14 protein-coding genes and 1 other annotated feature are annotated in these 15,984 nt (G+C 39.2%); of the genes, 1 reads left to right on the forward strand and 13 read right to left on the reverse strand.

The genetic code is table 11. From position 1 onward, the window contains the following. Positions 1-17: 17 nt before the first annotated feature. The 12 genes from infC to ytpR form a co-directional block, all read right to left on the reverse strand. Positions 18-518: a translation initiation factor IF-3 gene (gene infC, locus IV80_RS01460; protein WP_057748656.1), complete on the reverse strand. Its 501-nt coding sequence runs from the start codon at positions 516-518 to the stop codon at positions 18-20. A gap of 46 nt (positions 519-564) precedes the next feature. Beyond that, positions 565-684, reverse strand: a sequence feature (ribosomal protein L20 leader region). Positions 685-732: 48 nt separating this feature from the next. Further along, positions 733-2,706, reverse strand: a complete 1,974-nt coding sequence (gene thrS, locus IV80_RS01465; RefSeq protein ID WP_057748435.1) for a threonine--tRNA ligase — start codon at positions 2,704-2,706, stop codon at positions 733-735. A 321-nt stretch (positions 2,707-3,027) separates the two neighbouring features. Next, positions 3,028-3,960, reverse strand: coding sequence for a primosomal protein DnaI (gene dnaI / locus IV80_RS01470; RefSeq protein ID WP_057748438.1), 933 nt, complete (start codon positions 3,958-3,960; stop codon positions 3,028-3,030). 3 nt (positions 3,961-3,963) lie between these two features. Further along, positions 3,964-5,367, reverse strand: coding sequence for a replication initiation and membrane attachment family protein (locus IV80_RS01475; protein ID WP_057748440.1), 1,404 nt, complete (start codon positions 5,365-5,367; stop codon positions 3,964-3,966). Then, positions 5,364-5,867 carry a transcriptional regulator NrdR gene (gene nrdR / locus IV80_RS01480; protein ID WP_057748443.1) on the reverse strand — a complete coding sequence of 168 codons (504 nt, stop codon included), beginning with the start codon at positions 5,865-5,867 and terminating at the stop codon, positions 5,364-5,366. The genes IV80_RS01475 and nrdR overlap by 4 nt, the downstream gene beginning before the upstream one ends. Before the next feature lie 20 nt (positions 5,868-5,887). Next, the gene (gene coaE, locus IV80_RS01485; RefSeq protein ID WP_057748446.1) at positions 5,888-6,478 is read right to left on the reverse strand and encodes a dephospho-CoA kinase; all 591 of its coding nucleotides are present in this window, start codon (positions 6,476-6,478) and stop codon (positions 5,888-5,890) included. Beyond that, positions 6,478-7,317: a bifunctional DNA-formamidopyrimidine glycosylase/DNA-(apurinic or apyrimidinic site) lyase gene (gene mutM, locus IV80_RS01490; protein WP_057748449.1), complete on the reverse strand. Its 840-nt coding sequence runs from the start codon at positions 7,315-7,317 to the stop codon at positions 6,478-6,480. The genes coaE and mutM overlap by 1 nt, the downstream gene beginning before the upstream one ends. Before the next feature lie 23 nt (positions 7,318-7,340). Beyond that, positions 7,341-10,004 (reverse strand): DNA polymerase I, encoded by a 2,664-nt coding sequence (gene polA / locus IV80_RS01495; protein ID WP_057748452.1) that lies wholly within the window; start codon positions 10,002-10,004, stop codon positions 7,341-7,343. A gap of 142 nt (positions 10,005-10,146) precedes the next feature. Next, positions 10,147-10,851 carry a Bax inhibitor-1/YccA family protein gene (locus tag IV80_RS01500; protein WP_057748454.1) on the reverse strand — a complete coding sequence of 235 codons (705 nt, stop codon included), beginning with the start codon at positions 10,849-10,851 and terminating at the stop codon, positions 10,147-10,149. An 87-nt stretch (positions 10,852-10,938) separates the two neighbouring features. Then, positions 10,939-12,270, reverse strand: coding sequence for a UDP-N-acetylmuramate--L-alanine ligase (gene murC, locus IV80_RS01505; RefSeq protein WP_057748458.1), 1,332 nt, complete (start codon positions 12,268-12,270; stop codon positions 10,939-10,941). A 66-nt stretch (positions 12,271-12,336) separates the two neighbouring features. After that, positions 12,337-14,253, reverse strand: a complete 1,917-nt coding sequence (locus IV80_RS01510) for a DNA translocase FtsK (protein WP_057748460.1) — start codon at positions 14,251-14,253, stop codon at positions 12,337-12,339. 18 nt (positions 14,254-14,271) lie between these two features. Next, complete coding sequence (gene ytpR, locus IV80_RS01515; RefSeq protein WP_057748463.1) at positions 14,272-14,919, reverse strand: YtpR family tRNA-binding protein; 648 nt, start codon at positions 14,917-14,919, stop codon at positions 14,272-14,274. 97 nt (positions 14,920-15,016) lie between these two features. On the opposite strand from ytpR, the gene IV80_RS01520 reads away from it, so the two are divergent. Then, positions 15,017-15,340, forward strand: a complete 324-nt coding sequence (locus IV80_RS01520; protein WP_057748466.1) for a PepSY domain-containing protein — start codon at positions 15,017-15,019, stop codon at positions 15,338-15,340. Here the strand turns inward: IV80_RS01520 and trmB are convergent. After that, positions 15,337-15,975 carry a tRNA (guanosine(46)-N7)-methyltransferase TrmB gene (gene trmB / locus IV80_RS01525; RefSeq protein ID WP_057748467.1) on the reverse strand — a complete coding sequence of 213 codons (639 nt, stop codon included), beginning with the start codon at positions 15,973-15,975 and terminating at the stop codon, positions 15,337-15,339. The two genes, IV80_RS01520 and trmB, sit on opposite strands and share 4 nt — an antisense overlap. Positions 15,976-15,984 lie beyond the last annotated feature (9 nt).

Raw genomic sequence — 15,984 nt, forward strand, 5'->3', positions numbered from 1 at the left:
ATATGTTCCTCCTACTTTTACTTTTCTGAAATTGGTGCCAACATCAAAAACATACTTCGTCCATCCATCTTAGGATACTGTTCAATCGTAGCCACATCAGATGCTTCTTTAGCCATGCGATTCAATACATCGCGACCAATATCCTTATGGGTAATTGCACGCCCCTTAAATCGAATTGAAACTCGAACTTTATCGCCCTTGGCTAAAAATTTCTTAGCGTTCTTAAGCTTGGTGTTAAAGTCATTGGTATCAATCGTCGGACTTAGACGAACTTCTTTAATGCTGACTGTCTTTTGTCGTTTACGAGCTTCACGTTGTTTCTTTTGTTGCTCAAAACGATACTTTCCATAATCCATGATCTTGGCAACCGGCGGCTTAGCTTTCGGGGAAACCAATACCAAATCAAGACCAGCTTGATCCGCTAACTCTAAAGCATCTCGTTTCGACTTCACACCCAATTGTGTGCCATCATCACCAATTAATCGTACCTCATGTGCACGAATACCGTTATTGACCATCATATCACTAGCTATGGCAATTCACCTCCAAATTATTTTAAGAAAAAGGCAGAAAAAAACGAGGTGCATACACACCCCGCCATTAAGACCATTCATAGTCTTTTCATCGTTTTAGCCCAGCAATCTAAATTACTAAGGCGAGAAGCGGGTGCCTCTGCTTAATTTCTTAACTTATACAGAATACCAGATTCCATGCTTCTCTGTCAAGAATTGTTTACTTGATAAGGTTATCGTTTTTGGCATTGTCTCCAGTACGACTATAATTTTGAATTTCTGCTAGCAAACTATCAATAAACATATTATTGTTTTCACTCTCAGAATCCTTTTGACCATACTTCCGAACACTAACTGAACCTGCTTCCAATTCCTGATCTCCCACAACTAAGACGTAAGGAACCTTTTGTGTCTGAGCTTCACGAATCTTGTAACCCATCTTTTCGTTACGATTATCTACATTAACGCGAATTTGTTTAGCAGCCATTTTTGCGCGCAGTTTTTCGGCATACGCACCATGCGCTTTTTGGTTAACAGGGATAATTGTCACTTGTTTTGGTGCCAACCAAGTTGGGAAAGCTCCCTTATAAATTTCAGTCAAGTAAGCTGTGAACCGTTCCATTGTGGATACTAATCCACGATGAATCATGACAGGACGATGATCTTGACCATCTGCTCCAACGTAATGCAAGTCAAATCGTTCTGGTAGCATGAAGTCTAACTGAATTGTCGAAAGTGTTTCTTCATTACCCAAAGCAGTTTTTGTTTGAACATCTAACTTTGGTCCGTAGAAAGCAGCTTCGCCTTCTGCCTCAACATAATCTAAACCAAGATCATCCATAGCAGCTTTTAACATAGTTTGTGATTTGTTCCACATCTCATCATCGTCAAAATACTTTTTAGTATTCTTAGGATCACGATAACTTAGGCGGAAAGTATAATCAGTAATGTCAAAATCATCATAAACTTCAACCATTAAACTGAGAATTTTTTTGAATTCATCTTGAATTTGATCTGGTGCCACAAAAGTATGACCATCATTCAAAGTCATCTCTCGTACCCGTTGCAGACCGGATAAAGCACCTGATTTTTCATAACGATGCATCATCCCTAATTCAGCAATGCGAATTGGTAACTCCCGATATGAACGAATGTGATGTTTATAAACTTGAATATGTGAAGGGCAATTCATTGGACGCAATTCCAACATTTCGCCGTCTCCCATGTCCATTGGAGGGAACATATCCTCACGATAATGCTCCCAATGACCAGAAGTCTTATAAGCATCCAAATTCATCAATACAGGTGTATAAACATGCTGATACCCATTAGCCACTTCTTTGTCAATAATGTAACGCTCAATGGTGCGCCGAATTGTCGCACCATTTGGCATCCAGTATGGAAGTCCTGCGCCAACTTTAGGGTCAACAAAGAACAAATCCAAATTATTACCAATTACTCGGTGATCGCGATCATGAGCCTCTTTTTGACGTGCTAATTCAGCATCCAACTCTTTTTGCTTGTAAAAAGCCGTTCCGTACACACGTTGAAGCATTGGATTGCTTGATTTACCTTCCCAATAGGCTCCCGCAACGGATAATAACTTAAAGACTTTGACGTCATGTGTATTTGATAGAACAACGCCACTACTCAAAACAGTACTGCCGTTAACCTGATACACGCTAACTTTTCCATCTTGAGCCAAGCGAGAAACTAATTTAGCCTGGTACGGATCGCCGTCTACAACCTTAAGTGCCTCGGCTTCACTAAGTTGCGCAGAAGCAATTGGTAATTTAGCATTAACTAACTCAGCCATCTTATCTGAAATAGCTGGCAATGCATCAACACTAATTTGTTCACTACCATTGTCTGTATCACAGTAAAAACCGTGTTCCACATTGCCCTTCATTCCAAAATGGATATCTGGATAAATTTCTTTGATCGCTGCCTGTAACACAACAGCGGCCGTGTTCCAGATAACTTGGAGGCCTTCTTCAGAATCTTTGGTCACAATTTCAAGTTTTGCAGAATTTAAAATTTTGTAGTCTAAAGCGACTAACTTGCCATCTAGCTGGCCGGCAACGGCCTTTTTAGCCAAACTTGTACTGATTTCTTTTGCAACATCCAATACACTTGCACCGGAATCTAATTCTTTTTTTGCACCATTTGCTAAAGTTATCTCAATCTTTGCCATATCCTTCGCTTCTTTCTAATTTTTTAATAAAAAAATCCCGAGTATACGATTGTATACTCGGGACGTTATTAACGCGGTTCCACCCAAAATTACAGACTAATGTCTGCATCTCATTGGGTTCGATAACGGGAACAATCCGTCCTGGTATTTCCACCAGGCTCAGAGAAGTGGTAATCATTGGCACTCATAGGCAGCTTTCAGTTATAACCGCCATTCCCTAAATGATTCAACAATGATCTTGTCTTCTCTTTGATTTCATGACTAATTAAACCACACTCAAAAAAAATGTCAATAACTTTCAGCACATTTTCTACTGGGAATTTAGTTAGAATTCTGACGTCTGTTGACGCCAACCATCGTAATCTCAGTAGCTAAAAAGCGAATTCTTTCCATCAAGCGTTTTGCTTTTAAAGGTTCCAATTCACCACGCTGATTCATCTGTAAATGTTCATTTTCTAACTGTGCCATCGAGAAATTAGAACTGAAAAATGTGGGTAATTCATTTTGCATACGATACTCCAAAATCACCCCTAAAACTTCATCTCGTACCCAACTGGACATGGCATCAGCACCAATATCGTCAAGCATCAAAAGAGGTGCCTTTTTGATGGCATCTAGTTTTTCAGCTAGTGTATTTTCCCCGATCGCTGTTTTCATTTCCACAGCAAAGCTTGGAAAATGTACTAATGTTGAAGCTAAATCTTGTGTCGCTAATTCATTTGCAATTGCACCTAACAAATAAGTTTTTCCCACGCCAAAACTCCCAGACAAATAAAGACCTTTGCGGAATTTATGCGGATTTTTTTCATAGGCTTGGACAAAGTCTAAAGCCGCATTCAATGCGCTTTTCCGATTCTCATCTGGAAAGAAATCTTCAAAGCGTGCTCGACGGATCATCTTAGGCATATTGACAGATCTCACGCGTGCATCTAGTGCTTGCTGCTTTTGATTAGCAAGAAGCTGCGCACTTGGCCGATAAGAAACCTCAATTAGATGATTGTTCACAATCAAAATCGGCTCATAACCAGGCATTAGCGTTGCTTCATGTCGTTGATACTTATTTCTTTCTTGAACATATTCATAAAGTTTAGAGGCTGAGCGTGCAACACTGTCAGATGATAATTCTGCTTTATGTTGTTCACAAAACTGAAGCACATCTGGATCCGTATACACGGCAGACATCAGCGTTTGAAACTTTGAATCTAATTTACGCTTACTCATAAGTTCTTGTAGAACTTCACGTACATTTTCCACGGTTTAGCTCCCCTCCTTATGTTGATGACGAAGTTCATTCAATCGTTGCTTTAAACGATCTTGATCATCTTTTTTGATGGTGACACTTTGTGAATTGTTTTTTTCATTCTTCGCCCAATCAGGTAGGGTTTCCTTCGCAATTGGTCGCTTAGTCGTCGTTCTTGCACGTTTGACAGTTTTATCCTTAGCAAATTGTTTAATTTGTAAAATAGCCGCTTCCGGCGTTGTTACATGTGCTCGGCTCCAACTGTTGGCCATTGTATCCACGAGTTTTGCGGGAAGTGTCGTGGCTTCTCGGTCCAAAACAATGTACGAAATCAAAATATTAACGACACTTACTGGAAATAGATTGCGATCAATTAATTCTTTTAAGATTTGTTTTTCACCATAAGTGACGTAGCCGCCATGAATGGCCATTTTTAGATTTTCTAAGTATGTGGCTGGTGCATAGGACTTTGCGGCCTTAATAAGTTCCAAATCATCTTTTGTCAATGTGGCACCTGTCTGCTTAGTTACTTGACTTGTAGGGTTTGAAAATTCCTGCGTATTTGAACTCGCATAAATTTGATTTTGCCCTTGTTTCGTCGCAAAATTATTTGAAATTTGTTGTTGCAATTTTTTAGTGTCTAATTGATTACTAACCAGATCCGTAGCCTGCGAAATTTGTCTAGCCATTTCTACTTCGTCAATACCATATAACAAATGCTCCGTCAAAATAAGACGCTGTGCTTCGTTAACCGATTGCCACTTTGTAAATCCTTTACTAAGCAATTCTTTCAGTAATTTAAAATCAAAATTATCACTTGCCAATGTGACCTGCTGATTAGCTGCCGACTGGTCAGCCTTTTTAAATTCAGCTTGCGTTTCCTGAATTAATGAACTGGGCTCTTTTAACGTTTGTTCGGAAATGTGAAAGGCTGTTAAAAAATCTGTTGAAACATTTTTTAAATCTTTTGTCTTTGTTTGAACAAGTTTAAACTGATTTGCAAGCTCAGAAAACCGACTTTCTCCCACAACCTGCAACAACAAACTACTGAGTAGACCGTCCTTAAAAAAACTGCTTGGCGACGCCGGCTTACACAGTTGATAGACAAAAAAACGTCCGACCGAATCTTGACCCTCGTACGTCTTAAGTAACCCAATACCTTCTAGCTTTTGACGACTTGAGAAAAACTCTGGCAGGTCTGAATTTAAAATATCCAGTAATTCAAGGTGCGATTTTCGTTGTGAGCGCACAACATCTGGTCTCATTTCCGTCCATAGTGTCAAGAACAGACTAAAGGCTTTGGCCCCAATAATAGGCTGATAAAGGTAGGTCAGAATTTTTTGATCAAAGTCACTTAAATAGGCCTGCTGTGTGACTATAAAGCCATCTTTTGGACTTAAATTAGCCCACCCTTCATTCATTTATGATCGCCACCAGTATCTTTTGAAGTCGTTTTTTTGTTTGTTTTTTCTTTTGCCATCATGTCTTTTAATTCAGTCATGAAAACATTCATATCCTTAAACTGGCGGTAAACACTTGCAAATCGAATATAAGCAATTTCGTCCACTTTTGCTAAACGATTCATCACATACTCACCAATAATTTGACTAGAGACTTCATTTTCACCTAAGGAACGGACTTTGTTCTCTACTTCGTCAACAATTTTGGACATTTCATCCATGCCGACAGGTCGCTTTTCGGCAGAACGAATAAGACCACGGAGGATTTTTTCACGGTTAAATTCCTCACGAGTCCCATTTTTCTTGATAACAAGCAATGGTGCAGCTTCAATCCGTTCAAACGTTGTAAATCTAAATCCGCATGCTTCACATTCTCGTCGTCTTCGAATCACGCGTCCATCATCCGTTGGACGACTATCAACTACGCGAGAACCATTATGATGACAGTGTGGACATCTCATGGGCTTCTTACCTCCACTAATTAACGTAACTTACTATTGTCAAGCCATTTTAACACTTGATGCTGTGTTTCTTCAACAGACGAACTATTATCAATCACAATATCAGCCAACTGAAGCTTCTTTTCTTGTGACCATTGACTGGAAATTCTTTGTTTAGCTTCTTTGAGTGGTAACCGGTCTCTTGCCATCAACCTTTGTACTTGTAACTCCGGCAAAATAGAGACAACCATCACTTTGTCAACTAACTTTTGATAGCCCTGCTCCAGCAACAACGCGGCATCCAAAACAACTAGCTTTTCGTCTTGATATTTGCGAAGCTGTCGCGTGATTTCGGTTCTTATTGCTGGTTGCATAATTTGATTCAAAAGCGTTAATTTTTGTGGATCAGAAAAAACTAATTGGCCTAACTTCTTTCTGTTCAAAGTACTGCCTTCAAACACAGCAGAACCAAATACACTTTTTAATTTATGATTGACTGGCATACCTGGCAATACCAATTTTCTAGCCACTAAATCAGCATCCACTACTGGATATCCCATTTTTTTAAAAAATGAACTAACAGTCGATTTCCCACTCGCAATACTACCCGTAAGCCCTAATATTTCTGCCACTATTTTTCACCTGCAACCAACTTTTGACAATGCGGACAAAAATGTGTCCCCCGTTGTGCCACTTTTATTCTCTCGATAGGCGTTCCACAACGTTCACACGGGAGTCCAGTTCGTTGATAAACATGTAATTGATTTTGAAAACTACCAGCATGACCGCTCGCGTCTAAATACGAAAAAACAGTGGTCCCTTTAGCACGAATAGCCAGTTCCAATTCGTCAAATATTTTTTGTCTAAGTGTCACGATTTTCCCTAAAGGGATCGTATTTGTAGGCTGAAGAGGATGAATTTTTGCTAGCCACAAAACCTCATCACAATAAATATTTCCTAACCCTGCAACCATGCTTTGATCCAGCAAAAAAGATTTAATTGCTTTGTGGTGCTTTTTCATCGTTGTCGCTAAATAGTCAACACTTAAACTTTGTGGCGTTGGTTCAGGACCAATTGTTTTCAGGCCAGCCACTGTATATTCTTCACCTTCTGGAACGACTACCATTCTGCCGAATTTGCGGGTGTCATTGTAGCGTAGTTCGGTCCCATCGGTAAATTCAAATACTACGTGATCGTGTTTGTTTAAAGGCGTCTCATGATCGTGAATCGCATATTTACCTTCCATTCGCAAATGTGAGACCATGGCTATTCCTTGGTCAAAGTGAAATAACAAATACTTTCCACGTCGTTTAATCGCGACAATCTTTTTACCCGTTAATGATTTCACAAAAATTTCTTCACTAGGAAGAACCATTTTAGGATAGTAAACATCTATTTTTTGAATTTGCTTACCAACCACCAGCGCTTCTAATCCACGTCGAACAGTTTCTACTTCTGGTAACTCAGGCATAACTTTTTTCCTTCTTATTCTTACTATTTGGCATCATACCAATTTTTGCCAAAGGCACTTTCAACTTTTAATGGCACATCGAGCTTTATCGCTGAATCCATTACACTTGGCACCAACTCTTGAATTTCAGAAAGTTCCTCATCTGGCACTTCAAAAATAAGCTCATCATGTACTTGCAAAAGCATTTTTGTTTCTAAATTCCGTGTCTCTAGTTCCTTTTGCATTCGAATCATTGCAATTTTAATAATATCTGCGGCGCTTCCCTGAATTGGCGTATTCATTGCTGTGCGCTCGGCAAATGACCGCTGATTATGATTACTTGAATTAATATCGGGAAGATAACGTCTACGATGAGCAATCGTTTCCACATAGCCCTTATCACGTGCGCTAGCCACAATTCGATCAATGTATGCCTTTACGCCCGGGAATTCTTGAAAGTAGGTATCAATAAACGCTTTTGCCTGTTTACGTGAAATACCAATATTTTGTGAGAGTCCATAATCACTAATTCCATAAACAATGCCGAAGTTCACGGCTTTGGCTTGACGGCGAATATTTGGCGTAACTTCAGAAGCATCTTTAAGTCCAAAAATCCGTACAGCGGTACTGGCATGGATATCTTCATCGTTTTTAAAAGCTTCTTGTAAATTCTTATCTCCCGTAATGTGAGCCAGGACACGTAACTCAATCTGTGAATAATCCGAAGAAAAGATTTTGGCTTTTTCATGGCTAGGAACAAAGGCTTGTCGAATTTTACGACCTTCCTCTAAACGAATCGGAATGTTCTGTAAATTAGGATCAATCGAAGATAATCGTCCCGTTTGCGTTAACGTTTGTAAATAGGTTGTATGCACTTTTTGATCCGTTGAATGAACCACCTTTAGCAAACCCTTCACGTAAGTTGATTGAATTTTTGAAATTTGGCGATAAGTCAAAATATTATCAATAATTGGCGCTTGACCACGCAAACCTTCTAATACACTGACAGCCGTTGAATATCCGGTCTTCGTCTTTTTAGAACTAGGTAATCCTAATTTTTCAAATAAAATTTTACCTAGTTGCTTCGTTGACTTAATATTAAATGTCTCGCCCGCTTCATTGTAAATAGTTTGCTCAATTTCGCTTAGACGCTCCGTAAATTCACTTTGCATCTGTTCAAGTCGATCCGTGTCCACCCTGATGCCGGCAATTTCCATCTTCGCCAAAACAAGTGCTAAGGGAAGTTCAATTGTTTCATACAGATCAACTTGCTCATTTTCTTTAAGTTCAGCTTGTAATTGAGGCACTAGCTCTTCAATTGCGCGTAGTTTTGCTGCTAAATGTTTAAAAAAGGCTTCATTATCATCAGGGATCTGCCGCTTAACACCGGTCCCATAAACCTCTTCGTCCGTCTTGATATCTAGGAACCCATGACGATGTGCAAGTGCCCCTAAATCATTCGAGTTATCATTTGTATCTAATAAATAGGATTGCAATAAAATATCATTTTTACCCGTAATAAATGATATTCCTAATCGATTTAATCCCACATAAGTGCGCTTAAGATCAAAAACATTTACTTCATGCGTTTTTTCTGTGAAAAAAGCTTTTAAAGTCTTAGACGTGAGTAAATCTACATTGCGCGATACAAACCAAGTTCCTTTTTGTCCAATACCAAATCCAGCGAATTCTGAGAGATGATAATTTTTATCGGGTAATTCTAAATAGAAGGAAACCGGACCTTTTAAAGTTTGAAGTGTAGCTAAGTTTTTTTCTGTCAGTTCCTCATAAGTAATTGTTTTGACTTCTTGCTTATCCTCAAATCCCTCACTGGCGCGCATCTGTTTCAGAAAGGATTGAAAATTCATACGTTCGTAAAAATCTACCAGTGTTGTGATATTTTTCCCGGAATAATGCACATCAGCCAATTGAACTTCGATCGGGGCCTCACGGTTAATGGTGGCTAATTTTTTACTTAAAAAAGCCTTATCTTTATCTTCAATCAGATGTTCTTTTAATTTAGAAGCTTTCATGTCATCCAAATGAGCATAAACGCCCTCAACAGTTCCGTACTGTTGCAATAATTTGATGGCTGTTTTTTCACCAACCTTAGTCACACCAGGATAATTGTCGGACGTATCACCCGCTAGTCCCTTCATATCCACAATTTGAGCTGGCTTGAGACCCAATTTTTCTTGAACGTGCTGTGGCGTATAATGCTCGACCTCACTAACTCCCTTGACGGTCACGGAAACTGTTGTTTTGTCACTAGAAAGCTGCGTCAAATCACGATCTCCAGTTACCACAGTTACCGTATAACCAGCATCTTCAGCCTGCTTGGAAAGTGTTCCAATAATGTCATCAGCTTCATAATTAGCAAGTTCATAAGTTTTGATGCCATAGCCTTTCAACAATTCTCTCAAATAAGGCATTTGTTCTGAAAGTTCTGGCGGTGTCTTAGATCTTCCGCCTTTATAGTCATCAAACATCTCGGTTCGGAAAGTGGTTTTTCCGGCATCGAAAGCCACCAAGGCATCCGTTGGCTGAACGATTTCTAAAATATGATCCAACATTTTGTTGAAACCGTAAATGGCATTTGTATGCAATCCATCTTGATTTGTAAATTTGCTCAAAGCATTATGGAGTGCGAAAAATGCCCGAAACGCCACACTATTCCCATCGATTAAAAGCAATTTTTTGTTAGCCATTATATTCTCCTTCGTATTCATATCTTCATTTTACCAAACTCTATGCCCTTATTGTACTATGGTCCCTTTATTCATCACTTACTTATGAAATAAAAAAACTGGCTTGTGAATTACACAAACCAGTTGATATAAGTTGCTTGACCTAGTCGCGACTGCCACCAAATCCGCCAAAAATTTGAAGCAAAAATTGGAACAAATTCAAAAAGTCTAAATAGAGTTCTAAAGCACCTTGAATGGCCAAGCCACTCATCGAAACCTGATCTCCATATTGTAAATAAAGAGACTTCATCTTGTTTGTGTCCGTCATTGAAAGTCCAGCAAAGATAACAACGCCAATAAAGGAAAAGAAGTAACTAATTGCTGCACTTCGTAGGAACAAATTAATAATCATGATCACAAACAATGCAATCAACGCAGCAAAAAGTTGATTCCCAACCCGTGTCATATCTTTATGCGTTGTAGCCCCAATGATAGACATCGACGCGAAAGTAACAGCGGCCGAAACAAATGCTGAAGCAATTGTAGGTAAGTTAAAGGTTAAAAAGATAAACGAAAATTCTAATCCGAAGAATAAAGAAAACAAGGTTAAAATTAGAAAGCTCGTTCTTGCATTTTGCAATGCCTTTCGACTAGCCGAAGCACTAAAAACCATTAATCCAATTAAAACGAATAAGAAAATAAACGGATGACCCACAAGAACTGGCATTAATTGTGTACGAAACACTACGCCAGTCAAATAGGCTACAATTGCGGATAACGCCACTGCGTACCCCATAAATCCATACATTCTTGTCATAAAACTACTGAGGCCAACCTCAGTGTTCACAAGATTTCGTGGTTCTTGCATCTAAATTCCCTCTTTCATTCATTTTAGTACATTCTATCAGATTCAAAAAATGAATCAAGAAAAAAGGTCAAACTTAGTCAAATAAGATTAATTATTTTTTAAGCTAAGATTGCTTAACAATTCTTCATAGGCCTTTTCGTATCTTTGTACATCGCCAGCACCCATGAAAACAACCACTGCATTGTGGAAATCTAGAAGAGGTGACATATTATCAGCCTTTAAAATTTCGCCGCCTTTATTAATTTTAGCAGCTAAATCACTAGAAGAAACTTTGCCATTCTTTTCACGTACGGAGCTGAAAATATCCGTTAAATAAACTTTATCAGCCAAATTCAAGCTTTTAGCGAAATCATCTAATAAGGCAATCGTTCGACTAAATGTATGTGGTTGAAATACCGCAATAATTTCTTTTTCAGGATATTTCTGCCGCGCTGCATCAAGAGTCGCTTTTATTTCCGAAGGATGATGTGCATAATCATCAATAATTGTCATGTCAGCTAGTTTCTTTTCAGAAAAGCGACGTTTAACCCCTTTAAAATCAAGTAATTCATCCTTAATTTCGTTAAGATCCACTTTCTCAAAATAGGCCACTGCGATGACGGCCAAGCTATTTAGAACATTGTGCTCCCCATAAAGGTGAATTTGATAATGGCCTAAATATTCATTTTCATGATAAACATCAAATTCTGAGCCTTGCGTTGTTCGCTTGATATCGCGCGCTTGGAAATCATCATTCTTGCTGGTTCCATAATAATAGACAGGAACATCCGCTTTTAAACGACGTAAATTAGGATCATCGCCCCAAGCAAAAATCCCCTTTTTAACTTGCTGAGAAACATCTTGGAATGCATGATAAACGTCTTCCATACCTGTGTAATAATCGGGGTGATCGAAATCAATATTTGTCATAATCATGTAATCAGGATGGTAAGCCATGAAGTGACGTCGATATTCGTCAGCCTCAAAAACAAAGAAACGTGCGTTAGGCGTTCCCTTGCCAGTGCCATCGCCAATTAAATAACTGGTTGGCGCAACACCACTTAATACGTGAGCAAGTAATCCCGTTGTACTAGTCTTGCCATGGGCTCCAGCCACACCGATACTGGTATAACCAGAAAGCATTTTACCAAGAAATTCATGGTATCTGGAAACTGGTAATCCCATCTTACGCGCCTTTTTAATTTCTGGGTGGTCATCTGTAAAGGCATTGCCAGCGATTACCGTTAAGCCCTCTGTAATGTTCTTTTCATCAAACGGCAGGACTTCAATGCCTGCTTTTTCCAAACCGCGTTGTGTAAACGTATATTTGGTAATATCTGAGCCTTTTACTCGGTAACCCTCGTCGTGCAAAATAAGTGCCAGTGCACTCATTCCAGATCCCTTGATACCTATAAAATAATATGTCGTTGCGTTATCCAATTTGTCTCTTCCTCTTTATCAGTTTTGTTAATAGTTTACCACAATAAAAGTGCGTTTTTACTGAAATCAAATCGGTTTATCATGAATTTTTTTCAAATCGGCTTGAGTAAAATAAACCTCGCGAGGTTTAGACCCACGTGCCTCTGAAATATAGTTCTGGCCTTCTAGTTGATCAATGATCGTTGCTGCATGGTTATACCCAATTGAGAAGACTCTCTGTAACTTAGATGTCGAAATCGTATCTTCATCAGCAAGATAACTTAAAACTTCAGGCATCAACTCATCTTGGTCATCAACGGCTTCAACCTCTTTTTTTAAAGCATTCGGATCAAAAGCATAGTGTGGTTGAGACTCTGATCGAATAAAATCAGTAATTTCGTCAATTTCACCGTCTACGTAAGAGCCCTGTAATCGAATTGGGGTGCTTGCACCATTTCCCAAGAATAGCATATCACCACGTCCCAGGAGGCGTTCTGCACCAGAATGGTCTAAGATCGTCCTTGAGTCAATTTGACTAGAAACCATAAATGCGACACGTGTTGGAATATTATTTTTAATTAAGCCAGTCACGACGTCAACACTTGGGCGCTGCGTTGCAATCACCAAATGAATACCTGCCGCACGCGCTTTTTGCGTAATTCGAACGATATAGTCTTGCACCTCAGAAGCTGCCACCATCATCAAATCAGCAAGCTCATCAATAATCACCACAATATATGGCAAACTATCAGCCTCATGACCGCTAGTCTGTGCTTTTTTATTAAACTGCTCAATATTGCGGACACCAGCAGCAGCCAGTCGTTCATACCGATTATCCATTTCTTCGGTCACCCATTTTAACGCCGCCGAAGCAGCCTTCGGGTCCGAAATGACTGGTGCTAGAAGATGCGGTAATTCATTGTATGGCGCTAGCTCCACCGTTTTAGGATCAATGAGCAACAAGCGTACTTGCCTAGGTGTGGCTTTATACAAAATGGATACTAATAAGCTATTAATAAAAACACTTTTACCTGAGCCTGTTGCTCCGGAAATTAAACCATGTGGCATTTTTCGTAAATCATAAACACGCGGACGTCCAAACAAATCCACTCCCAATGCTATCGTCAAAGGTGAGGCACTATTTTTAAAAACAGCAGAATTTAACACCTCTGATAGCATAACCGGACGAGATTTAAAATTCGGGATTTCAATACCAACTGTACTTTTACCAGGAATTGGCGCCTCAATTCGGATATCTTTAGCTGCAAGTTGAAGCTTTAAATCATCTGTAAGGTTTGTAATCTTATTTACCTTGACGCCCCGACCTAACTCAATTTGAAATTGCGTAACTGTCGGTCCTACAGTCCAATCGACAACTTTAGCATCCACCCCAAAAGCAGCTAATGCCTCATCCAGATTTTTAATTTGTCCCTGTAACCATTCAGATTGTGAACTGGCGTCTAATTTAACAGGAGATTTCAATAACGCCAAAGAAGGAAACTGATAAGTCCCACTTGTTTTATGTAAACCAGCCTGTTGGATACGTGCTGATTCGGTTGGCTCAACAGGTTGTCGGGCTTCAAACTGTTGTTCACTAGAAAAAGCAGGATCCGACATGTGATCAATTTGTTGAGATTTTACTGACCTCAATATTTCGTTATCTACCTGGGACGCTTTATTGACCGCACTACCGACAGGGGTTGCCCTTGACTCCGTCTCAATGCTATCGGATGCTGCTGGGACCACGCTTGCATTTGCACTTTCTTCTTTAGCATGATCAGCTGCACTGGTTGCCACCGCCTTTTCAGTTGAAGCATCGCTTGGTAGCTCAGTTGTCAATTCAGCCTTTGAACTTTCATCCGTATCGGCATTGAAAAAGGGAACCTGTGTAAGTTGACGGTCTAAATTAAGCGATTTGTGCTTTTTCACACGTTTTCGACTGACTGGTTGTTTTTTTGGTTCCTGATCTTTTCGAAAAAAAGCTGGACCATCATAATGTTTCATAACTCAATTCACCTTTTCTCACTTAGCTTGAAACAATTTTGCACCCTTTGAAAAATCAAATGGCAACCCAACTTTAAAATCATCATTCTCGGGAAGAATTAAAGCGCCTTTTTTCTGAGGAGCATTTGGTAAATGTAATTCTCTTGCAGAACAAATCATACCGTTACTTTCAACGCCTCGTAAGCTTCCCGGCCAGATAATAAGTCCATCAGGCATCATTGCCCCAACTTTAGCTACAACCACCCGAATATGAGCTTGCATGTTCGGCGAGCCACTGACGATTTGGACTTTTTCATCACGATCTACCAATGTTTGTGTTACCAACAAATGATCAGAATCTGGATGTTGTTCTGCAGTTTCGACATAACCTACAATAAACTTGTTTTGCGTATCTGCCACAAGTTCCCCTTCAAAACCAACGCTCGTTAGCTGCGTATTAAGCAGGTCTACTTGCTCGACAGTTAAAATAAGTTGACCTGCTCCATGCAATTCCTTTAGGTAATCAGAAACTTGTTTAAAATTATATCCCAAAGTTTCATTTGTCTGCTGATCGTAAATTCGGGTTATGGCGCCTTTAGTTTCGACAGCCTGTGTCTCTACATCTGGTCGTAAAATACAGATTAAAACATCGCCCAATTCCTTGGGATTATAACTACTAATTAACATGTGCAATTCCTTTCCACTTTAACTCATTCTGATATATATTTTTAAATGATCTTGGTATACTATAACTATAAAGACGAACTTAAAGGAGTGATGAATCATGTCTAGAAAAACACCCGTAATTAATCAGATGGCAGTTGGCCTTCTTGGCTTCACATCCGGTCTAATCATTAGCCACATCTTAATAAACAAACAAAAAGTTTCAGCTAATCGTATTTTAGAAAACGTTCGTAAAGCATTTTTAAAAGAAGGCCCTATTGAGGGCTCATGGGTTGAAATGAAGCAAGCACCCCTGCAAAAATTTGCCATTAAAACTAACGTGTATTACGGTGGCGTCACTCGCTACGAAGATGGTAATCTCATTCAATACGAATTTATAGCCGATGCTAAGACCGGAACAATTATCGACATCTACCGTCTTTAAAAATGAGCAGTAAGTTTAAAAATACGTTGCCCTTTTTCACTAAATTTATGTTCATACTCTGTCTCAACATTTTGATCGGCTTCTTTACTATGATGGAGGTCCAGAAAAACGGCATCAAATTGGAGTCCAAAGTTATTCATGCTGACCAAAGAATATTCAAAAAGACCTTGATTGTCCGTTTTTAATTCAATTACGCCATGTGATTTCAAAATATATTGATAGCCTTGTAAAAACGTTTTATAAGTCAAACGTCGCTTGATATGCCTTTTTTTTGGCCAAGGATCTGAAAAATTCAAATAAATTTGGTCCACTTCACCATCATTAAAGTATTCATTTAAGTCGCCACCATCTGCCAACATAAGTTGGAGATTGGGCAACTTATCTGTCAATGCTTTTTTTAGTGCAATCGCAGCAACTGAACGTTGAATTTCAATTCCAATAAAGTTCACTTCTGGATATTTAGCAGCCATTTTCGTAATGAACTGGCCTTTGCCCATTCCAATCTCAATATGCAACGGTTGAACTTTTTTAAACCGTTTTTGCCATTTCCCTTTAATTTGAATGGGATCCGTAATAATCATTTCAGGGTGCGCCGCAATTAGCGGTTCAGCCCAAGGTTTATTTCTTACTCGCATTATTTTTCC

Origin of the sequence: Pediococcus cellicola, from assembly GCF_001438655.1 — a bacterium.
Lineage (GTDB): Bacteria > Bacillota > Bacilli > Lactobacillales > Lactobacillaceae > Pediococcus > Pediococcus cellicola.